Genomic DNA, 25,580 nt, shown 5'->3' with positions numbered 1-25,580 from the left:
GAGTAGCGGGGGTGCCGCCCGGTGGGGGACGCGGCGGGGGTGGCCGAGGCGGGACGGTGGAGGGGTGGCCGGGGATCCCGGCCCGCTCTCCAGGAGGTGAGTTCCGATGGTCGGACTGCTGGCCGATGGATACGGGCACTGGCCCGGGCCGTGGGTGCTGGTGTTCCCGTTCTTCTGGCTGCTGGTCGTGGTGCTCGTGGTGCTGGTGCTGCGCCGGGTGGTGTGGCGGCGCCGCGGCTGGTGGGGCGGCGGATCCTTCGAGCACGCCCCGCTCGCGGTGCTCGGACGGCGCTACGCGCAGGGCGAGATCGACGCCGAGGAGTACCGGGAGCGCCGCGCCGTCCTGACCGAGGGCCAGGACACGCCGGGGGTGAAGCGATGAGCGGGGGTGAAGCGATGAGCGCCGCCGCCCGGGTCGAGCAGGCCGTGAAGGAGTACGGCGCGGGGGAGACCCGGGTGCGGGCCCTGGACGGGGTGAGCGTCGAGTTCGCCGCCGCCCGGTTCACCGCCGTGATGGGCCCCTCCGGCTCCGGCAAATCCACCCTGATGCACTGCGCGGCCGGCCTCGACACGCTCAGCGGCGGCCGCGCCTGGCTCGGCGACACCGAACTGTCCGCGCTCGGCGACCGGGAACTGACACTGCTGCGCCGGGAACGGATCGGCTTCGTCTTCCAGGCGTTCAATCTGGTGCCGACCCTGACCGTGCGGGAGAACATCACCCTGCCGCTCGACCTCGGCGCCACCGCGCCCGACCCCGACTGGCTGGACACCCTGATCGAGGTGGTCGGCCTCGGCGACCGCCTGCACCACCGCCCCAGCCAGCTCTCCGGCGGCCAGCAGCAGCGCGTCGCCGTCGCCCGGGCGCTCGCCGGACGCCCGCAGGTGGTGTTCGCCGACGAGCCCACCGGCAACCTGGACTCCCGCAGCGGCGGCGAAGTCCTCGGCCTGCTGCGCTCCGCCGTCGACACCATGCACCAGTCGGTGGTGATGGTCACCCACGACCCGGCCGCCGCCGCGTACGCCGACACCGTGCTGTTCCTCGCCGACGGCCGCCTCGTCGACACCATGCGACAGCCCAGCGCCGAACGGGTCCTGGACCGGATGAAGGCCTTCGACGGCCGCCGGGCCGAGGCGGGCGCCCGGTGAACGCGAGCGTCCGACTTGGCGCGCGCTCACTGCTCGCCCACCGCCGTCGCCTGGTCGGCACCGTGCTGTCGATCGTCCTCGGCGTCGCCTTCCTGACCGGCACGATGGTCCTCGGCGACACCCTGCGCGCCAACTTCGACACCCTGTTCGCCGACGCCAACGCCGGCACCGACGCCGTCGTCCGCAGCGCCGACTCGCTCGACGCCACCGGCGTCCCCGGCGGCGTCCGCGCCCCCCTCGACGACTCGCTGACGGCCAAACTGCGCGCCGTGCCCGGGGTGAGCGCCGCCGAAGGGTCCGTCCAGGGCGCCGGCCAGCTCATCGGCGCCGACGGCAAACCGATCGGCGGCCAGGGCCCGCCCACCTGGGCCGGCAACTGGATCACCGACCCGAAACTCAACCCCTACCGGCTCGCCGAAGGCCGCGCCCCCGCAGCCCCCGGCGAAGCCGTGATCAACCGGGGCGCCGCCAAGACCGGCCACCTGCACGTCGGCGACACCACCGTGCTGCGCACCCCCGACCCGGTGCGGATCACCGTGGTCGGCATCGCCACCTTCGGCGCCGACGCCGACGGCATGGGCCCCAGCACCTTCACCGCCCTCACCCTCGCCGACGCCCAGGCCCACCTGACACCCAAGGGCAGCGGCCAGGTCTCCAGCATCCGGCTCCGGTCCGACAGCCTGAGCCAGCGCCAACTGGTGGACCGCGTAAGGCCGTTGCTTCCAGGCGGCGTCGAGGCGCTGACCGGCGCGGACGCCACCGCGCAGTCAACGGCGGACGTCTCCGGGCGCTTCCTCGGACTGTTCACCACCCTGCTGCTGGTATTCGCCGGCATCGCCCTGCTGGTCGCCACCTTCACCATCCACAACACCTTCGCCATCGTCACCGCCCAGCGCACCCGCGAGAACGCCCTGCTGCGCGCCCTCGGCGCGAGCCGCCGGCAGGTGCTCGGCACCACCCTCGGCGAAGCGCTCGCGATCGGACTGCTGGCCTCCGCGCTCGGCCTGCTCGGCGGCTTCGGCGTCGCCGCCGGCCTCAAGGCGCTGTTCGCGGCGATCGGCTTCACCCTGCCCACCGGCGGCACCGTCATCAAGGCCGCCACCATCGTCCTGCCGCTGCTGGTCGGCACCCTGGTCGCGGCCGGCTCCGCACTCGCCCCCGCCCTGCGGGCCGCCCGCACCGCCCCGCTCGCCGCGCTGCGCGACACCGCCGTGGACGAGGCCGCCACCGGACGAAGTGCCCTGGTGCGTGTGGTTGTTGGTGTGCTGCTGGTGGCCGGTGGACTGCCCGCGCTGATCCTCGGCGCGACCCGCGGGCCGTCGCTGGCGCTGACCGTCGGCGGCGCGTTCGCCCTGCTGCTGGGCACCGTGGTGCTCGGCCCCGTTGCCGCCGCGTTCGCCGTCCGGGTGCTCGGCGCGCCGCTGGCCCGGCTGCGCGGCGTCACCGGCGCGCTGGCCCGCCGCAACGCCGCCCGCAACCCCAAGCGGACCGCCGCCACCGCCAGCGCGCTGATGGTCGGCGTTGCCGTGGTCACCCTGTTCACGGTGTTCGGCGCCTCCGTGCAGGCCACCCTGGACGACACCGTCTCCCGGTCCTTCGCCGGCGACCTCGCCGTCACCGCCCCCGCCGCCGGGGCCGGCGGCAGCGGCGTCTCCCCGAAGCTGGCGCCGGCGCTGGCCGCCCTGCCGGAGGTCCGCGCGGCCGCCGGCCTCGGCCAGGGCGTGGCCCAAGTCGACGGCCACGGCAAGCAGTTGGACGTCGCTGACCCCGCCCAGCTGACGCAGGTCACCGACCTCGGACGGATCGACGGCTCGCTCGCCGACCTCGGCACCGATGGCCTCGCCGTCTCCCGCACCGAGGCCGCCGCCCGCGGCTGGCAGCTCGGCACCGTCGTCCCGATGCGGTTCGCCGACGGCCCCGCCACCTTCACCGTCCGCGCCCTGTACCGCGGCGGGGGCGTCACCGGCGACTACCTGATCAGCCGCGCGGCCTGGCAGCCGCACCGCGTCCAGGACTCCGACAGCCTGGTCGCCGTCGCCCTGAAGCCCGGCGTGAGCCTGGACGCCGGAAAGGCCGCGATCGCCCGGGTGGCCGACTCCTACGGCAACCCGCAGGTGCAGACCCGCGCCGAGTACGCCGCGAGCTCCGCGTCCGGCGTCGACATGATGCTCTCCGTGGTCTACGCCCTGCTCGCGCTCGCCGTGCTGATCGCCCTGCTCGGCATCGCCAACACGCTCACCCTGGCCGTCCACGAACGCATCCGCGAACTCGGCCTGCTGAGGGCCGTCGGCCAGACCCGGGCGCAGCTGCGGGCCATGGTGCGCTGGGAGTCGGTGCTGGTCGCCGCGTTCGGCACGGCCGGCGGGCTGGGGCTGGGCGCGCTGCTCGGCTGGGCGCTCACCCGGGCTGCGGACAGCGCCGGCACCGGCTCGTTCGCGCTGCCCGCCGGGCGGCTCGCGATCGTCGCGCTGGTCGGCCTGGCGGCCGGGGCGCTGGCCGGACTGCGGCCCGCCGCCCGGGCCGCCCGGTTGGACATTCTGGGGGCGGTGGCCGCCTCATGACCCGTCGCCGGCTTCGGAGTTGATCGTTTCGTACGCGGCGGCCCCGGTTTCCCCATAAGTGGAAGCTGGGGCCGCCGTAATCGTCACTTATCGTAGTTGCCTGTTACAGTAAGTGGGTATCCGGCGGATGCGAGGAGAGTGCGATGACCGCGACGAGTGTTCCCACTCTGGATGTGGACCGGTCCGACCCCGAGTACCGGGCCTGGCTGAAGGAGGCGGTCCGCCGCGTCCAGGCCGACGCCAACCGCTCCGCCGACACCCACCTGCTGCGCTTCCCGCTGCCCGCCGAGTGGGGCATCGACCTGTACCTGAAGGACGAGTCCACCCACCCCACCGGCAGCCTCAAGCACCGGCTCGCCCGCTCGCTGTTCCTTTACGCCCTGTGCAACGGCTGGATCCGCCCCGGCAAGCCCGTCATCGAGGCGTCCAGCGGCTCCACCGCCGTCTCCGAGGCGTACTTCGCGCAGCTGATCGGCGTCCCGTTCATCGCCGTGATGGCCCGCTCCACCAGCCGCGCCAAGATCGAACTGATCGAGTTCCACGGCGGCCGCTGCCACCTGGTCGACAACGCCTGCGAGGTGTACGAGGCCGCCGCCGGCCTCGCCGCCGAGACCGGCGGCCACTACATCGACCAGTTCACCTACGCCGAGCGGGCCACCGACTGGCGCGGCAACAACAACATCGCCGAATCCGTCTTCGCCCAGCTCCGGATGGAACCGCACCCCGAACCCGCCTGGATCGTCGCCACCGCCGGCACCGGCGGCACCTCCGCCACCATCGCCCGGTACGTGCACTACATGCAGTACGACACCCGGATCTGCGTCGCCGACCCGGAGAACTCCTGCTTCTTCGACGGCTGGGTGCACCGCGACCCCGACGCCACCGTCTCCACCTCCTCCCGGATCGAGGGCATCGGCCGCCCCCGGATGGAACCGTCCTTCGTGCCCGGCGCGATCGACCGGATGATGCGCGTCCCCGACGCCGCGTCCGTCGCCGCCATCCACCTGCTGGAGGCCGTCCTCGGCAAGAAGGCCGGCGCCTCCACCGGCACCGGCCTGTACAGCGCGCTCAAGATCGTCGCCGAGATGCGCGCCGACGGCCGCACCGGCAGCGTCGTCACCCTGATCTGCGACCCCGGCGACCGCTACCTCGACAAGTACTACTCCGCCCAGTGGCTCGCCGCCGAACGCATCGACCCCGGGCCGCACCGCGCCGCCCTGGAGGCGTTCCTCGCGGGCGGCGACTGGGCGGACGGCTGAGGGTTCGTCACTTGGTTCTGCGCTCGGTCAGGACCAGGGCGGCGACGGCGATCATGACCGCGGCCGTCGCGAAGTGGATCGTGAACGCGGTCAGGGCGCTGCCGTGGTGGGTCAGGATGGTGGTCGCGTCGCCGATCGGGACGAGCGCCGTGACCAGCATCGCCCAGCCCGAGGCCCGGCGCTGCCCGAGCAGCAGCAGCGCCAGCGGGACGAGGCCGGAGACCACGTCGCGGATGCCCTTGGTGATCAGGAACATCGCCGCGTCGCCGTGCGGCCACGCCGGGAGGCCGAAGCTCGGGGCGGTGGACTCCGGGGCGAGGATGTAGCTGAGGCCGAACCAGAGCGGGAACAGGCCGAGCAGCACCGTGCCGACGGTGGCGACGTGGACCCTCGTGCTGATGGTGGTTGCGGACATGGTGGTTCCCCCTGGCTTGCTCGTGAAGTGGGCTGTGCCGCCTGCCTGTTAGCGGCGCTAGCGATGTGAACAACGCTAGACCGACGGTCCGTCAGTTGTCTAGCGCTGCTAGGATTTCGGGCATGGCTATCAAGGAACGCAGGGCGCGCGAACGCGCCGAACGCGAACAGCTGATCGTCCGGGCCGCCCGCGAACTCGCCGAGACCGAAGGCTGGGACGCCGTCACCACCCGCCGCCTCGCCGAACGCATCGAATACAGCCAGCCCGTCCTGTACAGCCACTTCGCCGGCAAGGACGCGATCGTCGCCGCCGTCGCCGTCGAAGGCTGCGCCGAACTCGCCGTCCAACTCCGCGCCGCAGCCGCCGAATCCGACGACCCCCGGGCCGCGTTCGCCGCCGTCGCCCGCGCGTACCTGGCGTTCGCCGCCGCCAACCCCGCGCTCTACGACGCCATCTTCACCATGGCCAACCCCCTGCCCTTCGGCACCCCCGACGCACCCGCCGCCCTGCACGAAGCCTTCGCCGCCATCGCCGACCCCGCCACCGCGAGCGCCACCGCCGCCGGCCTTGACCCCGCCGGCTACACCGAACTCGCCTGGTCCGCCCTCCACGGCATGGCCACCCTCGCCCGCGGCGGCCGACTCCGCCCCGAACTCGACGACAGCCGGATGGCCGCCTTCACCGCCGTCTTCTGACCTTCCGCCGCACGCAACCGCCCCGCCGCCCCGCCCGTCCGTCCTGGCGAGTGGACGCGACGGGCGCGGCCCCGAGAAGGAGACACGCCGTGAACCTGCTGGGACGCCCCGCCACCGCCATCCTGGGCACGGCCCTCGCCGCCGCCACCACGGTGGTCACCGTCCGCACCATCGCCCACAACTGGATGGGCTGCGCCACCCACCTCGACCCCGGCAGCCGCACCACCCTCCTCCTCTTCACCCCCCTCTGCTTCGCCCTCCTGGCCGCCGCCGGCGCCATCACCGGCCTCCTCTCCCGCGGCATCCGCCGCCACCTCGAAGACCCCGAACTCCTCCGCCTCGCCGCCGTCACCCTCGGCATCGCCGCCACCGCCCTCGCCATCGCCACCCTGCTGACGGGCGCGGGCACGAACGGCTGCTTCCCGGCGCCGTAGGCATGACGGACCGGCAGGACTACGGTGGTGGGCCACTGTTGCGTCGGCGGAAGAGGCAAGCATGAGCAACGCATGGCACGTTGACCTGTCCGCACCGTTCGCCAGGCGGCTTGGGAAGTCGGCCGCAGAGCTGGGCTCCTCCGACGGCCGCGACGAATGCCCGGACATCTGGCAACTCGCCAACGGCGACGTCGCCGTCATCGGCGCGGACGTGACCGAGGCCTATCGCGGCCGGCTGCCCGAAGGCGTCCGGGTCGGCGAGGGCGAACGCCTGGTCGTCATCCCCGGCGCGATGCTCGCGGCGGCGAAGCCCGACATACCCGATGCCTAACCGTCGCGTTCCGGCGCTGAACTCCGGCTATCCGTAACCGGGGTTGCGCTCGTCGCGCCGTCTGCCGAAGCTCCGGATCTGCTCGCGACCGGGGGCGCGGTCAACTGTCCGGGGTGTGCTCGCCGATACCGAGATTGGCGCGCACCTGGGGCGGCAGTTCTTCCGGGCAGAAGGTCTCCCAGCCCTCGACCGCAGGAATGCTGGCAGTGAAGTCCAGGCTGCTCCGAATCTTGGCGGCGAACTGGACACGTTTCTCCCCTTCGATGTGCGAAATGGGCCACCTGCCGTAGTTGGCGGGTTCAATGATGCCGATCACGTGCTTTCCGAGGAAAATCCGTTCGCCCGGATACGACTTCCACGCGGAAAATGAGACCTCGACCAGTGCGGAGAGCGCGTCGTAGGCGACATCATCCTCGAGGACGGCATGGGCCGAGTAGAACCTCGGATCATCCGCAATAGTCTTGACGAAGTGGTGCTTCAAGGCCGTTGGCAGGTCTTCCTGCAGGACAGACCAGTCCGGGCTGTCCCAACTCGCCTCCCGGACGGCATCGAGCCGGCCGTCTTGGAGAGCCAGCGCCATGTCGAAGTCCGGGTCGGAAAGGAAGATCTTCATGCTTGGATCCATCCGGGAGGGCCGGAGGTTTAGGAATTCGCGTGCCGCATCGTAACGCCACATCGATCTCGACGCCGCTCCGAATTCTCGTTTTACATCGTCCGGAAGCCATGCGATCTCGGCAGGAAGTGGGGAATTCGGCTCGGATTCCGTGCCGTACCAGTCGATCAGGAGCTGTTGCAGATCTATATCACTCGGCGCGATCAATGTGATCCGTTCTTCCCTCGGGGGCTTTGCGGTTCGGTGGCGGCCAGGCCGACGTGGGTGGCCAGGGTTTCGGTGAAGGTGGTGGTGAGGCGGTCGGGGCGGGTGCGGGTGTAGGCGGCGAGGGGGCGGTGGATCGGGGGGTGGGGGCGGAGGATGGCGGCTTCGAGGGTGGGGGGGAGGATGGTGGCGGGGACGAGGGCGGGGCCGAGGCCGGCGGCGGCGAGCATGGGGGCGGCGGCGGTCTGTTCGGTGCGGACGGCGGGGTGGGGGAGGAAGCCGGCGCGGGCGCAGGACTGGTCGAGGAGTTCGGCGAGGCCGTGGCCGGGGGCGTAGTGGACCCAGGCGCGGTCGGCGAGGGCGGCGAGGGGGAGGGTGCCGTCCGGGGGGTTGGCGAGCGGGTCGTCGGTGGGGAGGACGAGGGCGAACTCCTCGATGCCCAACTCCCGTACGGGGCCGTCCCAGTCGGTGGGTACCGGGCCGATGGCGAGGTCCGCGCCGCCGGCGGCCATCGCGGCGCGCAGCAGGTCGGCGTGCGGGTATTCGCGCAGGCGGATGCGGACGGTGGGGTGCTGGCGGCGCCAGGCGCGCAGGACCGGCGGGAGGATGCCGAGGGCGATCGAGTGGACGGTGGCGACCTCGAGTTCGCCGTCCTCCAGGCCGGCGGTGCGGCGGGCCGCGGCGTGCAGGCGCTGGGCGTCGGCGAGGACGGCGCGGGCGTGCGGCAGGACGGACCGGCCGAGCGGGGTGGGGCGGACGGCGCGCGGGAGTCGTTCGAGGAGGGGGCCGCCGAGGGCGGTCTCCAGGGCCCGGACCTGGTGGGAGAGGGCGGGCTGGGTGACGTGGAGGTGTTCGGCGGCTCGGGTGAAGGAGCCGGTGTCGACCACGGTGACCAGGTATTCGAGCTGCCGGAGCGTTGCTGCCATGCACACAGTTTATGGCTGGGGTGAAGAACAAGCCTTGGACCTATCGGCGCAGGTCCGGGAGGGTGAAGGAGTCCCAACCGAGCTGATAGGAGCTCCGCATATGTCTGAAGGTCTTACTGGTCGTCGCGTCGTCGTGGTCGGTGCCGGTTCGCGCACCGGCCGGCTGCTCGCGCACGCCGCCTCCGCCGCCGGGGCGGAACTCGTGCTCGCCGGGCCCGATCCGCGGAAGCTGGAGTGGACGGCGGGCGAGCTGGCCGGCCCGTCCACCGTGGTGCCCGTCGATCTGGCGGACGAGGCGTCGATCGAGGCGCTGGCGGCCCGGGCCGGGCGGGTCGACCACCTGGTGTCGACGGCCGCGATGCCTGCCAACGGGCCGCTCGAAGAGCTCGAACTCGCGGACATCCGGCGGGCGTTCGACGCGAAGGTGATCGGTCCGATGCTGCTGGCCAAGCACCTGGCGGGGCAGTTCGCCGAGGACGGGTCGATGACGTTCTTCTCCGGTGTCGCCGCCTGGCGTCCCGCGCCCGCCCGGACGGTGATGGCCACCACCAACGGGGCGCTGGCGTTCCTGGTGCAGGCCCTCGCGGTGGAGCTCGCCCCGGTGCGGGTCAACGCCGTCTCGCCGGGCATCGTCGACAGCGGCTCCTGGGACGGTCTCGGGGCGGGGAAGGAGGACTTTCTGAAGGGAGTTGCCACCCGTAACCCGGCCCGCCGGGTCGGCACCCCGGAGGACCTGGTCAAGGCCGTGCTGTACGCCATCGACAGCCCGTACGTCACCGGCACCGTCCTGCACGTGGACGGCGGCGGCCGGCTGGTCTGAACGCCTGGGCGGAGAACTCAGGACGGGAGGTCGGCGGGGACCAGGAGTTGCAGGTCCTCGGTGGTGGGGTCGGTGAGGTGGGCGACCCGGGAGGCGTGGCGTTCGATCATGCTCTCGAAGACCTGGCGGGCGGTGCGGCCGTTGCCGAAACCGACGCCGCGGTCGAGGGTGGTGAAGTGGGCGTGCAGGGCGGCCTCGGTGGCCGCGTCGAGGTGGTACTCGTGCTCGGTGGCCTGGGCGCGGGCGATGTCGAGGAGTTCGTCGGCGGTGTAGTCGGGGAAGGTGACGGTGCGGGAGAAACGGGACGACAGGCCGGGGTTGGCGGCGAGGAAGCGCTCCATCTCGGCGGTGTAGCCCGCCACGATGATCACCACCTCGTCGCGGTGGTCCTCCATCAGCTTCACCAGGGTGTCGATCGCCTCCCGGCCGAAGTCCCGCCCGCCGTCCTCGGGGGCCAGCGCGTACGCCTCGTCGATGAACAGCACCCCGCCGCGCGCCTTGTCGAACGCGGCGGCGGTGCGGATCGCGGTGGAGCCGATGTGCTCGCCGACCAGGTCGAGGCGGGCCACCTCCACCAGGTGGCCGCGCTGGAGGACGCCGAGTGATGCCAGGATCTCGCCGTACAGGCGGGCGACGGTGGTCTTGCCGGTGCCGGGGGAGCCCGTGAAGACCAGGTGCCGGCGCGGCGACGGGGCCTTCAGGCCCGCGCGCTGCCGGGCCCGGCCGACCGAGATCATGTCGATCAGGGTCCGCACCTCCTGCTTGACCGTCGCCAGGCCGACCAGGGAGTCCAGTTCGGCCAGCGCCTCCTCGGCCGGACGGCAGTCCGGGATGGGGGCGATCACGGCGAGGGCGGGGCCGACGGACGAAGACGAGGTCAGGACGGCGGGCGCCAGCGTCGCCAGCGGGGGAGCGGCCGGTTCGGCGGGGCGCGGGGCGGGCAGTGGCGCGGCGTCGTCCGAGGTGCAGCCCTCGGCGACCGGGCCGGGCTCGGAGAACTCGAAGCCGGCCCGGGCGTTGCGCTCCGCCCGGCAGCGCACCAGCTTCGTCCGGCAGCCGTCGATCACGTGGAAGCCGAACCCGCCGCCCTGCGACACCCGCACGGTGTCGAACTCGCCGCGCCCCTGCGCCGACACGTACACCCCGGCCTCGCTCGCGCCGCGCACGGTGCACTCGCGCAGCACCGGGTCCGCGCCCTTGGTGACGATCACACCGGTGGCGACGTCCGCGATCTCGCAGTCCGTCAGCAGGCCGCCCGAGCCGTGGTCGCGGAACCACAGGCCGGTGCCCGCGCCCTGGATCCGGCAGCCCGACAGGTCCGCGCTCGCCCCGCCCGAGACCGAGACCGCCGAGGAGCGGATCGCCGTGAACGAGCAGTCGCGGGCCGAGGCGGACGAACCCTGGTCGAGGACGAACAGCGCGTCCGGCAGATCGTCGAGGGAACAGTCGGCGAGCTCCAGGGCCGCGCCGTCGCTCACCCACAGCGCCGGGTAGTCGCCCTGCGCGGAGTGGAAGCGGCTGCTCTCCGCGAACACCTTCGTCCCGCCGTCCCACACCGACAGCGCGCCCCGCCCGAACGCGTGCACCGTCACCTGCCGCAGCGTCAGCTTGGCGCCGCCGCGCAGGTCCGCCGCGTTCTCCGGCACCTCGTGCACCCGGCAGGACGTCAGCTCCAGCTCCGCACCGGTGTCCAGGCTCAGCCCGTTGCCGGACACCCGCTGCACCGTGCAGTCCGTCAGCCGCCCCACCGCCTGCGCCTCGGCCTGCACGCCCGAACCGCGCACCTCGTACACCTGGCAGCCGATCAGCTCCGCCAGCGACCCCGGGTCGGCCAGCAGCACACCCGCGCCGCCCGTGTGGTGCACCCGCAGCCGCTCCGCGCGCAGCTTCGAACCGGACAGCACCGCCAGACCGCTCTGGCCCGCCGCCGAGATCTCGCAGTCCACCAACTTCGCGTCGGCCTGCGCACGCAGCCGGACACCCAGACCGGACGGGTTCTCCACCATGCAGTTGACCAACTGCGCGCGGGCGCCGTCGGCGAGCTCCACGCCCACCGCGGAGGACGTCTCGATCCGGCAGTCCGCCAGCACTGCGCCGTCCGTGCGGGCCAGCAGCACCGCCGGGATCGAACGGTCGGAACCCTCGATGGTCAGGCCGCGGATCGTCGCGCCCGCCGTCACCGTCAACGCCGTGCCGCCGCGCACCGCGCTCTCCGGCGGCGAGATCCGCACACTGCCGGGACCATGCTCGGCGACCAGCGTCACCGGCTTGTCGACCAGCACCGCCTCGCGGAAGGTCCCCGCCCGCACCGTCAGGGTGTCACCCGGCTCGGCCACTTCCAGGGCCTCGCGGAGCGTCGCGTACTCCCCGCTGCGCCGCCGCCACCGGGAGGCGCTGTCCTGCGTGACCCGGACCCTGAGCTCACCCATGACGATCTGTCATCCCCGCCTTCGTCGAGTGCGTGCGAGACGCTGCGCGATCACCCCCACCGTAGCGCGAGAGGCCGACCGGGCCGTCGCCCGGTTCAACGAATGAGCCGGGGGGTGGTTCCGGGTGCCCGTCAGCGGCGGTCCGGCAGCGGGGCCTCCACCGCCTCCAGGACCTCCACCTCGTCGCCGACCGTCAGCGTTCCCAGCACCTCCGCGGTCTCTGCGGCGGGGGTGGGGCGGACCGGGATCAGGTTCTGGCCGAACACCAGCTTCTGGCCGAACCGGTGGTGCCGGCCCAGCGCGCGCAGCGGCTCCGGGCCGCGACGCTCACCCGACTCCTGGTCGGTGGTGGTCACCACGCAGCGGGCGCACGGCTTCGCCACCCGGAACTCCAGGCCGCCGACCCGGACCCGGCGCCAGCCGTCCTCCGCCCACGGCTCGGTGCCGGACACCACCAGGTTCGGCCGGAACCGTTCCATCGGCAGCGCCGCGCCCTTCCGCTCGTCGCCCGGGTGGTCCTCGGCGATCCGGGCGTTCAGCTCGGCCAGCGAGGCGCTGGTGGTCAGCAGCAGCGGGTAGCCGTCCGCCATCGACACCGTCTCGTCCGGCCCCGCGTACTTCGGGTTGATCGGACGGGACACCTCCGGGCGGTCCAGGTGCACCAGCCGCACCTCGCCGAGCTTCGCGGGCAGGTGCTCGGCCAGCCAGGCGGACGTCTCCTTCGCGGCGGTGGCGGCGGAGAAACGGGTGCCGAAGACCTCGACGGTCGCCTCGGGGGCACCAGTGCTGAGGGACGGCGCGAGGAGAGTGTGGGCGTCACCGTCCGGGGCGGTCAGGGTGAGTGACGTGCCATCAGCGGACGGGACGGGGCGGAACTGGCCGATCGACGGCTCGTCGCGCTGGGTGAGGGCGACGCCCTCCGCGTCCACGAGCATCCAGCGACGGTCACCGGCCAGGCCCCACGGCTGCACCTCGGCGGAGGACGGGCTGAGGCGGTACATGGACTTGACGGGGTACACGTGGAGGGACGCGAGGGTTGGCATGCGGCCCATCCTGCCAGAGGCCGTCCGGGGAGCGAGGGCCGGTCGGTGGACGGACCTGACCGGCGTTCCCGTCCCCCTTCGCGCAGTTCCCCGCGCCCTTGACGGGACGCGGGGAACGAGTGCGATTCGTCCGGCCCTCGAGGGCGCGGGGATTCAGTAAGAACTACTTGCTATGAGACCTTGCCCCTGTGGGGAGGGGTGTTGCCCGTCAGCCTGCCTGGGGGTACTGGCGGTACTGGGGGTACTGCTGCGGCGGGTTGGGCTGGGCCGGGCGCAGGGTGTTGCCGCCGAACGACTGGTCGCCGAAGCTCTGCTGCTGGGCGACCGGCTGGGCGCCGAACTGCTGCTGGCTGCCGAACTGCGAGGGGGCGAACTGCTGGCCGCCGCCGAACTGCTGGGCCTGGCCGCCGAACTGCTGCTGGGGGGCGAAGCTCTGCGGCGCGGTGGCGAAGGTGTTCGCCGGGGCCGGCTGCGGGTAGGCCGGGGCGGCCGGGCGCTGGCTGGGCATGAACGGCTGCGGCGGCACGGGCGCGGCCGCGTACCCGGGCTGCACCGGGATGTGCGGGGCGGGCACCGGGCTGCTGCTCGGGCCGGGGCCGAGGGCGAGGCGGGCCGGGGGCAGAGCGGGCAGGTTCGACGCGGGGGAGTCGAAGCCGCTGCCGAGCCCGCCGGTGAAGCCGGCGCCGTAGGCGGTGGACCAGGTGGGGGCCGCGTTGGCCGGGGGCACGTTGATGGGTGCGATCTGCGGGATGCCACGCTCTGCGACCAGGCTGTCGTAGATGGGCGTGCCGGAGGAGGAGGAGAAGGACGGAGAGGGGTAGCCGACTCCGTCGTAGGAGCGGGGCGAGGTCATGGGGCCTACCGTAAGCCCACAACATGCCTGCTGAGGAGAGCGGGAGGGCCCGGAGTTCACATGTTTACGGACTCTTCGCGAGCCGAAATCGGACAATACCGGAGCTAGTCGGGCGAACGGGTTCGGCTCATTTCGGCCATCCCAGACGTATGGTCCGTGCGCGATCTCATCGGGCGGCGCGGGGGCGGAGGGGTCGGGTGCCGGTGAGCTTCTGCCAGCGGCCGCAGGCAGCTTCGAATGCCTGTTCGGCTTCGGCGATGGCGGGGTCGGCGTCCTGCTCGGCGCGGATCTCGTCCAGCCGCTCGCGGGCCCGGTCCACCTCGGCGGTGTCGGCGCGGACCTCGGTCAGGGCGGCCTCGGCGGCGGGAAGTTGCGCCTCGCGTTCCAGCCGGGCGGTCTTCGCGCGGGCCACGCCGTCGCGTGCGGCGATGACGAAGGCGCGGATCTTCTCCTCGGCGAACTCGCTGTGTGCGAACGGCAGTTCGCGTTGGGCGCCGTCGGGGAGCACCAGGTGGAGATGGCTGGCGCCGGCCGTGTGGTCGGCGTGCAGCAGGACGGCGTCGAGCGCGTGATCGGCTGCGCGGCCGTTGGTGGTCAGCACCAGCTTGTGCTCGAACAGGCGCAGCGAGCCGAGCGTTTCGCCCTCGGTGCCGCGGCCGGGGTCGCGCAGCCGGTCGACCTCGGCCTGGGCCGCGACGACCCGGGAACGGTGCGCGGCGGCGGCCCGGGCGGCGCCGTCGCGGGCGGTGGAGACGGTGCGGCGGGAGGCGCGCCGGACCGCGCAGAGATGGCTGCGGTGGGTGCCGAGATCACGCCGGTGGTCGGCGTACCGCGCCTCGAACGCGTAGCGCCACGCGCCCGGGTACTGGAGCCAGCGCCACAGCACGGCCGCGGCCGCCACCGCCGCGATCACGAGCAGCCAGCCGAGTGTGCCCATCGAGCCCTCCCCGTACGGTGGTTGACGCCCCCGACTGCCACGGGGACGACGGGGATCACTATCGGCACCGGGCCGGGGCAGTCAAACGGCGAGGAGGCGGGGCGGCGGGTTCCGGACAGGCTTCGGCCCGGGCGGCGGGTGTGCCGTCCGGGCCGGGTGGTGCGGGGGCGTGCGGGGTTGTGCGGGGTCGTGCGTGGCTCAGCGGGCGACCTTCGCGGCGGTGGCCTGGACGGGGAAGCCCGGGCGGCCGGTCAGTTCGCTGGTGCAGTGCGCGCAGCGGGTGGCGGCGGCCGGGACGGTGCTGAGGCACTCGGGGCAGTCGGCCTTGGCCACCGGGGCGTCCTTGACCGGGTTGAACCGGTTCTGGAGCTTGGCGACGGGCAGCACGACGGCGAAGTAGATGACGGCGGCGACCAGCACGAAGCTGATCATTGCCTGGAGGAAGGCGCCGTACGGGAAGGTGACGTCGGCGACGGTGAACGCCTCCTTGCTGAAGTCGCCGACCGCGCCGGAGGCGACACCGACCAGCGGGGTCAGGAAGGCTGCGACGAAACCGGTGACGACGGCGGTGAACGCGGCGCCGATGACGATGCCGACCGCGAGGTCGACCACGTTGCCGCGCAGCAGGAAGCTGCGGAATCCCTTGAACATGCCTGCCATCCTGGCGGGCCAACCTCCGGGCGGTCCAACCGAGTTCACCTGATCCGACGAATCCGCCGAACCGGCTTGCGAGACCCGCTCAGGTGTTGCCCGGCGATGCGCGGACGCCGCACGGCGATGCGCGGACGCCGCACGGCGATGCGCCGACGCCGCACGGCGGAGCTCAGACGCCGCCCAGTGCCGCCCGGACCTCCGGTGCGAAGGGCTGCACCCGCACCACCGCGTCGGCGACCCGGCGGACGGTGGCGGCGCTCATGTGCGACCACAGCGGGACGGTCAGCACCGAGTCGGCGAGCCGGTCGGTGCGCGGCAGTTCCTCCGCCTGGCCGAGGTGGGCGTAGGCGCGCTGCCGGTGGACGGGCGGGTGGAAGTAGCGGCGGGTGTCGATGCCCTCGGCCTTCAGCGCGGCGGCCAGCTCACGGCTGTTCAAACCGAACGCACCGGAGTCGAGGATCAGCGTGAGGTCCTTGAAGGTGGAGGTGTCGCCGTCCTCCGGCAGGGCGAGGCGCAGGCCGGGCAGGCCGGCGGTGGCGCGGGCGAACTCGGCGACCAGCGTGCCGCGGTGGGCGACCCGGGCGGGCAGGCCGGCCAGCCAGGTCAGGCCGACGGCGGCGTGCAGTTCGCTCATCCGGGCGTTCAGTCCGGGGAACAGGGTGTCGTAGTCGCCGGGGTTGCCGTAGTCGCGGGCGGTGCGCAGGGTGGCGGCGAGTGCCGCGTCGCGGGTGGCGACCAGGCCGCCCTCGCCGGCCACCGCGACCTTGGTCGGGCTCATCGAGAACACCTCGGCCAGGCCGAAGTTGCCGACCGGCACGCCGCGCCGGGCCGAGCCGAGGCCGTGCGCGGCGTCGTACACCAGCGGGACGCCGGCCGTGTCGGCGATCCGTTGCAGTTCCTCGGTCTGGCAGGGCGTCCCGTACACGTGGGTGGCCATCATTGCGGCGGGCGCGTCGGCGGCCTTCAGCCGGGCCTCGGCGTCCGCCGGGTCGAGGGTGATGTCCTGCTCGCGGGCCTCGGCGAACAGCGGGGTGCCGCCCGCCCAGTGCGCGGCGTGCGCGGTGGCGGAGAAGGTGAAGCCGGGCATCAGTACCGGGCGGTGGCCGCCGACCCCGGCGGCCTGCAGGACCAGCATCAGGCCGGCCGTGCAGTTCGACACCGCCACCACGTGCGGTACGCCGAGCAACTCGGCCACCTGCTCCTCCAGTTGGCGGACGGTGGGCCCGTTGGTGAGCATCCCCGAGTCGAGCACCTCGGCGAGCTTGCCGAGCAGCCGTTCGCGGTCGGGCACCCGGACGCGGGTCAGCGGCAGGCCGTCGGGGAAGGCCGGGGCGCCGTCGAGGACGGCGGGGCGCAGTTGGTCGGTGGTCATGTGGTCGATCCCCCCTGGGTTCGGTACGGGTCCGGTGCGCCGACGGCGACCGGAGGTTCGGGCCCGGGGCCGCCGCCCCACTGGCCTGGCTGCACCCGCCACACCGGCGGGCGGCGGCGGCGCGCCACCCGGCCGGAGCCGGCCGGCCGGGGGATCGCCAGCAGCACCAGGACCAGCGGCAGCACCTGCACCCGCTCGCGGGACAGGATGCCCATGTTGTTGATGGTGGAGAACGCCCAGCAGAACAGCAGGGTGTACACCACCGCGAAGGCGACGTACGAGCGCTGGACGAACAGCTTCGGGATCCGGGCGAGTTGCGGCCAGGCCCGGACGAACATCACCAGCAGCGCGAAGCACTCCACCGACTGGATCAGGTTCTGGATGTTCGACGCCTCGAACGGGAACGGCCGGAACAGCACGCTGATCACCGACATCGGCAGCCGCGCCGGGTTCAGGCTGAACGCGGGCGCCGGGTCCTCCGCCGTCGCGGCGTTGATCACCGAGGAGCCCTGCGAGGTGCGCCGCGAGGTCTCCGACAGCACCTGGTTGACGGCGTCCCCGCCGGTGCCGCTGGTGCCGAAGAACGTCGACACCTGTTGCAGCATCAGCATCACGCCGACGCCCAGCACCGCCACCGTCAGCACCGTGCGCAGCGGCCCCAGCGCGGACACCTGCTGCGGCCGCTTGCGCAGCACGTACGCGACGGTGAGCCCGGCGCCCGCCAGCACCGTGACGTGCGGGCGGACCATCGCGGTGCCAAGCGAGCCCAGCGCGATGCACGCGAACGCGCCGAAGCGGCGGTCCAGCAGCCGGGCCACGCCGTACGTGGTCAGGCCCAGGCAGAACATCATCCAGGCGTCCTTGCCGATGCTGGACGGCCAGAACAGCAGCGAGGGCAGGAAGAACACCAGCTTCGCGTAGCGCCGCGAATCGGCCTCCGGGAAGGCGATCTGCAACGCCCGCCAGAAGAACAGCAGCCCCCAGAAGCCCAGCCAGGAGAACACCAGGAACCCGCCGACCAGGGTCGGGCCGGTGATCGCGTAGACCACCCCGGTGACGATGATGACGAAGCCGGTGCCCGCGACCTTCATGCCCAGGTCGTAGTGCAGCCCGCCGAGCAGGTCGGTGGTGGTCAGGTACTGGGCGAGGTCCGAGCCCTTCTGGTCGTACATCTTGGCGTCCGCCGCGCCGCCGTACAGCACGAACGCCATCAGGTAGCGCGGGAACGCGCAGGCCAGCTTGGCGCCCATCGCGATGATCAGCAGCTTGAAGACGCCGCGTTCGGGATTGTTCGCCGCGATCCGGGCCAGGATCGGGGTGCCGATCGCCATCAGCGCCGGCGCGACCAGCAGCGCCCCCCAGGTGTCGTACGTGGTGTGCACCATCGCCAGCACGAACACCGTCACGTAGCCCATCACCAGCGCCCAGGCGAGCGCCGTGAGCCGGCCGCGGCGCACCGCGTCGCGCAGCCGGAGGAGCGGCCGGGGAGGGCCGACGGGGGGCGGCGCGGGCATCAGAAGACCTCCAGGTCGCCGAGGCTGAACCGCCAGTCGGCGAGGGTGCGTTCGGCGGGCAGCGGCCCGGTCGGGGTGCGGGCGGCCAGCACCATGCCGGTGCGCGGCGCCGTCAGGCAGCCCGCCCGCAGGCCCGCCTCCGCCGCCTCGGTGCCCGGCGCCAGGTGGGTCGCCGCGTGGTCGCAGCCGGACGCGGCGGCGGCGCGCAGCAGTCCGGCGGCCGCCGCCCGGTCGCCGGGGCGGACGATCAGCTCGGCGAGGGTGAACTCGGCCAGCGGGCCGCGCCGCCGGGGCCGGCCGAACGCCAGCCCGACCAGCTCGCCTCCGCGTTCCACCGTCACCACCCGGTAGTCCAGGCCCGGCGCGGCCCCGTACCGCCAGGCCAGGTACCGGGCGGTGCGCGCCGTGCGCAGCCGCGGCTCGGCGGCGTCCGCCAGCTCCCGCTCCGCCAGCAGCTCCGGCAGCCGCGGGTCCGGGAACGCGAACCAGTCGGCGGCGGCGGGCAGTTCGCAGCGCGGCGGCCCCGACGGGCCCGGGCGGCGGGCCAGCGCCGCCCGCGCGCCCCGGGCGAACGACAGCGGCCGGGCCACCTGCAGCGCCACCGGCACCCGGCCCAGCTCCCGCCAGCCCATCCGCAGGTAGCCCGGCAGGCTGTTGGCGTTCGGCGTGTTGAACACCAACTCGGCTTCACCGGCGACCTGTTCGAGCAGCTCCATGGTCAGCCGGCGGAAGATCCCGCGCTTCTGGAAGTCCGGATGGGTCGCGGTGTCCACCGGCCGCACCGCCGCCACCTCGCGTCCCTGCGCACTCAGCCACGACCAGCGCAGGAACAGCCGCACGCCCACGATCCGCCCGTCCGGTGCGACGGCCACCAGCCCCGGACTCGACCCGAACGGGTTCGCCCGGTGCTTCCAGTCGAAGAACTCGGCGCTGCGCCGCCCCGTCGGCCCGCCCGCCAGCGAAGCCGTCAGCAGCTCCAGGACCATCGGCACATCCGCCGACTCCAGCCCGCGGTACGTCAGTTCACCGCTCACGTCGTGCTCGTCCCCTCCGGACTCAGCGGGCCAGCACCCGTGCGTAGACCCGCTCGATCGCCCGCTGCGCGCCCGCCACGTCGAAGGACTTCGACCGCTCCCGGGCGGCTGCGCCCATTCGCGCCCGCAGCCCCGGATCGGCCGCCAACTCCTTTAAAGCAGTAACCAGTTCGGCCGGGTCGCCGGGCGGCACCAGGCGGCCCTCGACGCCGTCGTCCAGCACCTCCGGCATGCCGCCGACCCTGGTCACCACCGACGGCAGACCGCTGGTCATCGCCTCCATCAGCGCCACCGGCAGGCCCTCCTGCCGCGAGCTCAGGCAGAACACGTCCAAGCCCGGCAGCAGCGCCGGTACGTCCCCCCGGGAGCCCGCGAACAGCACGCCCTCGCCCGCCCGTTCGCGCAGCTGCGCCTCCAGCGGTCCCGAACCGACCAGCACCAGCCGGGAGTTCGGGTGCTCGCGGCGCAGCAGGGCGAACGCGGCCAGCAGTGTGGCCTGGTCCTTCTTCGCCGTCAGGTTGCCGACCGTGCCGATCACCAACGCGTCCTCGGGCAGGCCGAGTTCGGCCCGGGCCGCGCGGCGGGCGGCCGGGCCCGACGGGGCGTCGCCGAGGTCCGGGCCGTGGTGCACCACCGTCAGCCAGTCGCCCGGGCGTCGGCGCTCGATGCCCGCCGCCACCGCGTGCGAGACGGCGATCACCGCGTCGTTGCGCCCGTACGTGAGCGCGTTCGCCCAGCGGGTCGGCAGCCGGTAGCGCTCCCACAGGTTGTGCTCGGTGTGGACGAGCTTCCGACGGCCCGGCAGCAGCCGGGCCGCGACCGCCGGCACCGGCATGTGGGTGTGCACCAGGTCGTACCGGCGCTCCGCGAGCAGCGCCCGCAGCCGCAGCGGCCAGCGCCGGGCCGGCGCCGCGCCCAGGCAGTGCACCGGGAGGCCGGCCGCCGCCAGCGCGGGCACCAGCGCGTCCTTGTGCGGCAGCACGTACGCCACCTCGATCGCGTAGCGCGAACGGTCCGCGTGGCGCGCGCAGTTGACCAGCAGCTGCTCCGCGCCGCCCCGGCCCAGGCCCTTGGCCAGCCAGAGCACCCGGGCCGGCCGCCCCGTCACCGCTCCTCGCCCAGGCGTAGCTGCAGGGTGGTCTCCGCCGGCTCCTCCGGCGGCAGTTCGGCCGGCCGGCGGCCCCAACTCGTCGCGCCGTCCCGGCGGTCCGGGCCCTCGCCGTACACCGGCGCGCCCGGACGCGGGTCGGCGGGCCGCTGGTGCTCGCCCGCGCGGCGCTGCGGCTCCACCCGGGGCGGCGGCTCGACGCGGCGCTGCTGCTCGGGGACGGGCGGGGCGGTCTTTGCTGCGGCCTTCCCAGTGGCCTTCCCGGCGGTCTTTTCCGCGGGCGCGGCCTTCGTGGCGGGCCGGCCCGGCCGCGGAGTGCGCTTGCGCCGTCCCGTGGTGCCCTCGGCGCCCAGCAGTGCCACGCCCGCCACCGGCACGCCGGTGCGGGCCAGCAGCTCGGAGACCCGGTCCGCCTCCTCCGGGCGGACGTTGCCCGCCATCACCGTCACCAGCACGGTGTCCGCGTGCTGCACCAGGTCGTAGGCGTCGTTGGCGTGCAGCAGCGGCGAGGAGTCGATCAGCACCACGTCCGCGTGCCGGCGGGCCAGTTTCAGCACCTCCCCGGCGCGCAGCACCAGCGCCGCCGGGTACGCGGTGGTGTTGCCGCCGGTGATCAGCGCCACGCCCGACACGTTGGTGCGGCGGATCAGGTCCACCAGGTTCGGCAGCTGCTCACCCGACAGCAGCTCGGCCATGCCGGGGCCCTCGTCCACCCCGAACTGGCCGCGCAGGCCCGGCTGGCGGAAGTCGCAGTCCAGCACCAGGACTTGGCGTCCGGTCTCGGCGAGCGTCGCCGCCAGATTGGCCACCGTGGTGGTCCGCCCGTCCCCGGAGCGCCCCGACATCACCAGCACCACCGGCGCCGGGCCGGTGGCCTGCCGGGCCCGCCGGTCGTCCGGGTCCAGACCGCCCTGGCCGAGCTGCACCGACAGTTCACGCGGGCCGGTCAGCAGCAGGGTAGAGCGCAGCGAGCGGTACGCCTCGGTCGCCGGATCCTCCGGGCGGGCCGTCACCAGCGGCTCGCGCAGCCGGCGCAGGCGCCGCGACAGCCGGGGGATCTCGCCGATCACCGGCAGGTTGAACGCCTCCTCGACGCCGTCGCGGGTGCGCAGCCGGGTGTCCATCCGGGACAGCATCAGCGCCGCCACCACGCCGAGCGCCAGGCCCAGCACCACCGCCAGGACGAGGCGGACGCTGCGGGTCGGCGAGGTCAGCAGGTTGCCGCCAAGCTCCTTCGCGTCGATCGACCCCCACTGCTGGATCGCGTCGGTCTGGCTGTAGTTCTGCAGGTCGGCGATCGCGCCCAGGGTCTTGGTCAGCGCCGCCGTCGCGGTGGACAGCTGCGGCTGAAGCTTGGCCTGATCGGTCGCATTCGCACGGCTGAACTGCTTCTGCAGATCGTCGAGTTGCTGCTGCTGGGCGTCGGCCTGGGCGCGCAGCCGCTTGATCGACTCGTCGGCGCTCTTCTTCGACTCCTGGCCGTAGCCGGTGATGGTGGCCTCCGACAGCGCCGCCGCCAGGTCCGCGCAGGACTGCTGGGTCGGGCCGGTGGTGGTGAACACCAGCATCTGGGTGGACGCGGCCGCCACCGTACGGCGCGCCGACAGGCCCGCGACGTCCGTGATGTGCAGCTTCTGCGCCGCCGCCGTGGTCACCGCCGAGCCCTGCGCGTACGACAGCACCTGGTCGGCCCGGACGGTGTCCGCCGCGCCCGCGACGGGAGTTATCGCCACCTTGCACTGCCACTTGCCGTTGTCCACCGTGTCACCGGTCGGCGTCAGCACGAATCCCACGATCAGCGCGGCGACCGTACAGCCGGCCAGCAGCCGCCAGTACCGCCGCAGAACGGTGAACAGATTTGCCGGTTCCACCGGTTGGTTCCCCTCGCCTCGTCCCGACGCCCGCGCCCCCGCCCGACGGGCGGTCCATGCGGCTGCGGCCGCGCACAGTTGGACGGTCCCCCCAGACCACATCCCCTGGCGAACGATGCTTCCCGGCCCGGACCTGCGGCGCAAGCACTTTGGCGATTCCGGTGCCAAGCTGTGGACGTATTCCGGACGCCCGCAGCCGAGGTGACGAATCGTCAGATCCGGTGAAGGGTTGGTGGGGGAGCGAACCGTCCGCCCCGCGTCAGGTCAGTGCGCGTTCGTAGAACTCGACCATCCGGGCGGAGACCTGCTGGAGCGTGAACCTGGTCAGGAAACGCGCCCGGGCCGCCTTCGCCCGCACCAGCGCCTCGCCGCGCCCGTCCAGCGTCCGCAGCAGCGCGGCCGCCAGCTCGCCGGGCCGCTGCGGGGGCACCAGCAGCGCGTAGTCCTCCGAGCCGACCGTCTCGCGCAGCGCCGGGACGTCCGCGCACACCAGCGGCACCCCGACGCCCATCGCCTCCATCGCCGCGCTGCCCAGCCCCTCCCAGCGCGAGGGCACCGCGCACGCGTCCGCCGCGGCCATCAGGTCGAACACGTCGTCCCGCGGCCCCAGGAACCGCACCCCCGACGTCCGGGCGGCCAGCTCCTCCAGCCGGGCCGTCTCGGCACCCCGGCTGCCGGCCAGCAGCAGCACCGCGTCCGCGCGTGCCGCGCGCACCGCGGGCCAGGCGGAGAGCAGTACGTCCAGGCCCTTCTGGTACTGCTGCCGGGCCGCCGCCAGCACCACCGGCACCTCCTCGTCCAGCCCCAACTCCGCCCGCACCGCCGCCCGCCGCTGCGGCGTCACCGAGCCGAGCAGCAGCGGGTCGCGGCCGCGCGGCACCACGTCGATCCGGCGACGCGGCACCAGCAGACGGGCCGCCATCGCGTCCGCGACGTGGTCGGTCAGCGCGTGGAAGCGGCGCACGCCCTGCGCGGTCAGCGCGTCCACGCCCTGCGCGGCCCGCACCTTCCACGGGCTCAGACCGCGGGCCCGCAGATGCTCCGGCCCGTACGCCGAGTTCACCAGGCTGGAGACCACCGGCACCCGCGCCGCGAGCGCCGCCGGGCGGCCCAGCACGTCCGACTCGTACAGCGTGGTGTGCACCAGGTCCGGCCGGCGGCGGCGGAACTCGGCGCGCAGCGCGGCCAGTCGGGCCGGACGCGAGCCGCGCAGCACCGGCACCGGTTCGGCGCCCGCCGCCCGCAGCTCGGCCTGGAACCCGCCCGGCGACTCCTTCAGGAACGCCACCTGCAACTCCACGCCCGCCCGCACCAGCAACGGGGCCATCGCCGCCAGGCCCTGCTCGGCGCCACCCACCCGGCTCACACTGTCGATCACGTACACCACGCGCACCGCAGCAACCCCCTCGCCAAGGCCACCCCCTGACCGCCGCTCAGCATCCCAGCCCAGCCGTGCCCGCGTCCGCGAAACCGGTCAGCTGGCCGCTGGCGGGGCGGTGGTGAGCATGCCGGTCAGGGCGAGGCCGAGCAGGCGGCCGGCCTGTTCCGGGGTGCCGTGCTCGCGCCTCCACGCGGCGGCGCTCCGGTGGACGAGTTCCTCGCCGGCAACCTTCCGGCGCTGCGCGAGCTCGCCGACGGCCGGTCTGTGTGAGCCCCCCGCGAGCTGCGCCGTCGTGCTGGTGTGCATACTTACCGGACGATTATTCGTACGTAGAGGTGATGGTGCGGTGAAACTGGCTGAAGCGCTCGCACAGCGCGCGGCTGCGGTGCGGCAGGTGGAGCAGTTGCGGGCCCGAGTCGTCGGCAGCGCCCGCTACCAGGAGGGCGAGGAGCCGGCCGAGAACGCCGCCGAGATCCTGGCCCAGGCCGCAGAGGTGCTGGACGAACTGGAGCTGCTGATCCGCCGGATCAACCGCACCAACGCCACCGTGATCGTCGAAGGCGGCGGCACCCTCACCGACGCCCTCGCCCGCCGCGACGTCCTGCGCCTGCGCCACTCGGTCCTCACCTCCGCCGCCGACGCCGCCTCCGGCCGCGACCAGCGCGGAGCCGTCCGGCAGCTGCGGTCCGAACTCCGGATCCTGTCCGCCCTCCCGGTCGCCGAACTCCGCGCCCAGGCAGACCTGCTGGCCAAGGAGATCCGCGAGGTGGACACCTTGATCCAGCGCACCAACTGGGAGATCGACCTGATCGAGGACTGACCTCCCCACAGACCGGGTGTGGGAAGCAGGTAGTCGTGGAGGCGTGCACACACCGCGGCCGGCGGTTCATCCGGCCCTGGCGCGCGAAGAGCAGCGCAGGGGTTCGATTCCTCACCAACACCGCAGCTCAGCAACGCGCACAAGTGACAGAGCACACCGAACAGCTCACCACCACCGTGCAGATCCACGACGAGGGCGGGAACGGGGCGCCCCACACCCAGAACGAGGGCCGTGCCGCACCGTGGCACGGCCCTCGCTCCTTCTTGCGAACGTGACGGTGGACCAACCGGCAGTGCGGGAAAGCGCAGTTGGCCGATCGAGCCCTGCCGCTCCGAGGTCTCAGTACGGTTGAGCCGCGCGTTCTGCACATGAGCGCCGATCCGCGCGCCCGTGGCGCCCAGCGTCTCGGCTGTGACCTGCATGCTGAACTGGTGTGTCACGGCCAGGCGTCCGAGCTGGTCGCGCTGCGCCCGCACCGGAGGCCGAGTTCGCCGACCCCGTGGCGATGCCACCCGGTCATCCCACGTGCCTCACGGCCCGCAGCTGTTCGAGCATGTTTGCCGGCGCCGGTACCGCAGTGGTGCCTGCCGTGAGAGGCCTCAGCCATTGACGCTGTGGCCAACACCCGCTGCGGTGGGCCCTGTTGCAGTACTAAAGCGGATTGGATGACGCTTCCGCGTGGACGGTCGTCCAGTTCGGGAACTGCTTGTTCAGGACAGACCGGGCCTTGTCGAGGTCACCGTCGACACCGACCGCGATTGTGCCATCAGAGGTGATCCGAGTCGAGGTGATGGTGAAGCCGTCACCAGTGGTGCGATTCACCCAGTACCGGGTGACGAGTTGCTGCGGAGTGTGCTTTCCTCCCTCGTCGGGCTGATACGTGTGAACATCGGTCAACCCCGGGAAGCGCTGCTCGAGCGCCGCGTAGGCCTTCGCCGTGTCGCCGCAGACGTCTACCCGATAGTGACGGCCGGCCGGGGTGGCGGTGTTGGAGATGCCGCAGAGCGTGAATCCGTCTCCGGTCACAGACATGATTTGTCCCTCGGCGTCTGCGGCGGGCGGAGGAGAGATGGGAGAGCCCCCGTGAGTGGTGCCGCATGCAGCCAGGCCCATGGCGAGTAGCGTCACGGCGGCAGTACGAATGACGGACTGATTCACGG

25 protein-coding genes are annotated in these 25,580 nt (G+C 73.2%); 9 read left to right on the top strand and 16 right to left on the bottom strand.

Translation table 11 applies throughout. The annotated features are described in order from the left end of the window. Positions 1-106 precede the first annotated feature (106 nt). From ACFYST_RS32225 to ACFYST_RS32210, 4 genes are all read left to right on the top strand, one after another. Positions 107-382, top strand: coding sequence for an SHOCT domain-containing protein (locus tag ACFYST_RS32225; protein WP_387867532.1), 276 nt, complete (start codon positions 107-109; stop codon positions 380-382). Beyond that, positions 379-1,146: an ABC transporter ATP-binding protein gene (locus ACFYST_RS32220; protein ID WP_387867529.1), complete on the top strand. Its 768-nt coding sequence runs from the start codon at positions 379-381 to the stop codon at positions 1,144-1,146. The genes ACFYST_RS32225 and ACFYST_RS32220 overlap by 4 nt, the downstream gene beginning before the upstream one ends. Next, positions 1,143-3,707 carry an FtsX-like permease family protein gene (locus ACFYST_RS32215; RefSeq protein ID WP_387867526.1) on the top strand — a complete coding sequence of 855 codons (2,565 nt, stop codon included), beginning with the start codon at positions 1,143-1,145 and terminating at the stop codon, positions 3,705-3,707. The genes ACFYST_RS32220 and ACFYST_RS32215 overlap by 4 nt, the downstream gene beginning before the upstream one ends. A gap of 143 nt (positions 3,708-3,850) precedes the next feature. Next, entirely contained in the window at positions 3,851-4,966 is a 1,116-nt protein-coding gene (locus ACFYST_RS32210; RefSeq protein WP_387648585.1) for a PLP-dependent cysteine synthase family protein, read from the top strand. Between the two features lie 7 nt (positions 4,967-4,973). On the opposite strand, the gene ACFYST_RS32205 is transcribed toward ACFYST_RS32210, so the two are convergent. Further along, a complete protein-coding gene (locus tag ACFYST_RS32205; protein WP_387867525.1) occupies positions 4,974-5,381 on the bottom strand; it encodes a DUF4267 domain-containing protein in 408 nt (135 codons plus the stop codon). 122 nt (positions 5,382-5,503) lie between these two features. Here ACFYST_RS32205 and ACFYST_RS32200 point away from each other — a divergent pair, with 122 nt between their 5' ends. The 3 genes from ACFYST_RS32200 to ACFYST_RS32190 all read left to right on the top strand — a co-directional run bounded on the left by ACFYST_RS32200 (position 5,504) and on the right by ACFYST_RS32190 (position 6,841). Further along, entirely contained in the window at positions 5,504-6,076 is a 573-nt protein-coding gene (locus tag ACFYST_RS32200; protein WP_387867522.1) for a TetR/AcrR family transcriptional regulator, read from the top strand. Between the two features lie 89 nt (positions 6,077-6,165). Next, the gene (locus ACFYST_RS32195) at positions 6,166-6,510 is read left to right on the top strand and encodes a hypothetical protein (protein WP_387867520.1); all 345 of its coding nucleotides are present in this window, start codon (positions 6,166-6,168) and stop codon (positions 6,508-6,510) included. Positions 6,511-6,571: 61 nt separating this feature from the next. Beyond that, complete coding sequence (locus ACFYST_RS32190; protein WP_387867518.1) at positions 6,572-6,841, top strand: hypothetical protein; 270 nt, start codon at positions 6,572-6,574, stop codon at positions 6,839-6,841. Positions 6,842-6,941: 100 nt separating this feature from the next. On the opposite strand, the gene ACFYST_RS32185 is transcribed toward ACFYST_RS32190, so the two are convergent. Together ACFYST_RS32185 and ACFYST_RS32180 are read right to left on the bottom strand one after the other, a co-directional pair. Next, positions 6,942-7,454: a hypothetical protein gene (locus ACFYST_RS32185; RefSeq protein WP_387867516.1), complete on the bottom strand. Its 513-nt coding sequence runs from the start codon at positions 7,452-7,454 to the stop codon at positions 6,942-6,944. Between the two features lie 203 nt (positions 7,455-7,657). Beyond that, entirely contained in the window at positions 7,658-8,584 is a 927-nt protein-coding gene (locus tag ACFYST_RS32180; protein ID WP_387867515.1) for a LysR substrate-binding domain-containing protein, read from the bottom strand. Positions 8,585-8,684: 100 nt separating this feature from the next. Between ACFYST_RS32180 and ACFYST_RS32175 the strand changes: the two genes are divergently transcribed. Continuing rightward, entirely contained in the window at positions 8,685-9,404 is a 720-nt protein-coding gene (locus ACFYST_RS32175) for an SDR family oxidoreductase (RefSeq protein WP_387867512.1), read from the top strand. 17 nt (positions 9,405-9,421) lie between these two features. Here the strand turns inward: ACFYST_RS32175 and ACFYST_RS32170 are convergent, their stop codons facing one another. The 12 genes from ACFYST_RS32170 to ACFYST_RS32115 all read right to left on the bottom strand — a co-directional run bounded on the left by ACFYST_RS32170 (position 9,422) and on the right by ACFYST_RS32115 (position 23,906). Further along, positions 9,422-11,833 carry a right-handed parallel beta-helix repeat-containing protein gene (locus tag ACFYST_RS32170; RefSeq protein WP_387867510.1) on the bottom strand — a complete coding sequence of 804 codons (2,412 nt, stop codon included), beginning with the start codon at positions 11,831-11,833 and terminating at the stop codon, positions 9,422-9,424. A gap of 131 nt (positions 11,834-11,964) precedes the next feature. Beyond that, positions 11,965-12,876, bottom strand: coding sequence for an MOSC domain-containing protein (locus ACFYST_RS32165; protein WP_387648556.1), 912 nt, complete (start codon positions 12,874-12,876; stop codon positions 11,965-11,967). Positions 12,877-13,084: 208 nt separating this feature from the next. After that, entirely contained in the window at positions 13,085-13,729 is a 645-nt protein-coding gene (locus tag ACFYST_RS32160) for a DUF6643 family protein (RefSeq protein WP_387648553.1), read from the bottom strand. Between the two features lie 166 nt (positions 13,730-13,895). Further along, positions 13,896-14,666, bottom strand: a complete 771-nt coding sequence (locus ACFYST_RS32155) for a hypothetical protein (protein WP_387867508.1) — start codon at positions 14,664-14,666, stop codon at positions 13,896-13,898. Between the two features lie 198 nt (positions 14,667-14,864). Next, positions 14,865-15,317 (bottom strand): large conductance mechanosensitive channel protein MscL, encoded by a 453-nt coding sequence (mscL, locus tag ACFYST_RS32150; RefSeq protein WP_387648548.1) that lies wholly within the window; start codon positions 15,315-15,317, stop codon positions 14,865-14,867. Between the two features lie 172 nt (positions 15,318-15,489). After that, a complete protein-coding gene (locus ACFYST_RS32145; protein WP_387867507.1) occupies positions 15,490-16,692 on the bottom strand; it encodes a DegT/DnrJ/EryC1/StrS family aminotransferase in 1,203 nt (400 codons plus the stop codon). After that, a complete protein-coding gene (locus tag ACFYST_RS32140) occupies positions 16,689-18,206 on the bottom strand; it encodes a hypothetical protein (RefSeq protein WP_387867505.1) in 1,518 nt (505 codons plus the stop codon). Before ACFYST_RS32140 ends, ACFYST_RS32145 begins: the two co-directional genes overlap by 4 nt. Continuing rightward, on the bottom strand, positions 18,206-19,240 hold the full coding sequence (locus ACFYST_RS32135) for a GNAT family N-acetyltransferase (protein WP_387867502.1): 1,035 nt from the start codon (positions 19,238-19,240) through the stop codon (positions 18,206-18,208). The genes ACFYST_RS32140 and ACFYST_RS32135 overlap by 1 nt, the downstream gene beginning before the upstream one ends. A gap of 22 nt (positions 19,241-19,262) precedes the next feature. Then, complete coding sequence (locus ACFYST_RS32130) at positions 19,263-20,348, bottom strand: glycosyltransferase (protein WP_387867499.1); 1,086 nt, start codon at positions 20,346-20,348, stop codon at positions 19,263-19,265. Beyond that, a complete protein-coding gene (locus ACFYST_RS32125; RefSeq protein WP_387867496.1) occupies positions 20,345-22,219 on the bottom strand; it encodes an AAA family ATPase in 1,875 nt (624 codons plus the stop codon). Before ACFYST_RS32125 ends, ACFYST_RS32130 begins: the two co-directional genes overlap by 4 nt. 259 nt (positions 22,220-22,478) lie before the next feature. Then, the gene (locus ACFYST_RS32120; protein ID WP_387648532.1) at positions 22,479-23,612 is read right to left on the bottom strand and encodes a glycosyltransferase family 4 protein; all 1,134 of its coding nucleotides are present in this window, start codon (positions 23,610-23,612) and stop codon (positions 22,479-22,481) included. Positions 23,613-23,693: 81 nt separating this feature from the next. Beyond that, positions 23,694-23,906, bottom strand: a complete 213-nt coding sequence (locus ACFYST_RS32115) for a hypothetical protein (RefSeq protein WP_387867493.1) — start codon at positions 23,904-23,906, stop codon at positions 23,694-23,696. 40 nt (positions 23,907-23,946) lie between these two features. Between ACFYST_RS32115 and ACFYST_RS32110 the strand changes: the two genes are divergently transcribed. Further along, positions 23,947-24,420: a DIP1984 family protein gene (locus ACFYST_RS32110; protein WP_387648526.1), complete on the top strand. Its 474-nt coding sequence runs from the start codon at positions 23,947-23,949 to the stop codon at positions 24,418-24,420. A 651-nt stretch (positions 24,421-25,071) separates the two neighbouring features. On the opposite strand, the gene ACFYST_RS32105 is transcribed toward ACFYST_RS32110, so the two are convergent. Continuing rightward, positions 25,072-25,578 carry a hypothetical protein gene (locus ACFYST_RS32105; RefSeq protein ID WP_387867491.1) on the bottom strand — a complete coding sequence of 169 codons (507 nt, stop codon included), beginning with the start codon at positions 25,576-25,578 and terminating at the stop codon, positions 25,072-25,074. Positions 25,579-25,580: the final 2 nt, after the last annotated feature.

The organism is Kitasatospora sp. NPDC004614, from assembly GCF_042873675.1.
Taxonomy (GTDB): domain Bacteria; phylum Actinomycetota; class Actinomycetes; order Streptomycetales; family Streptomycetaceae; genus Kitasatospora.
The sequence above is the reverse complement of the archived record's forward strand: the minus strand, read 5'-3'. Positions and strand labels throughout refer to the sequence as shown.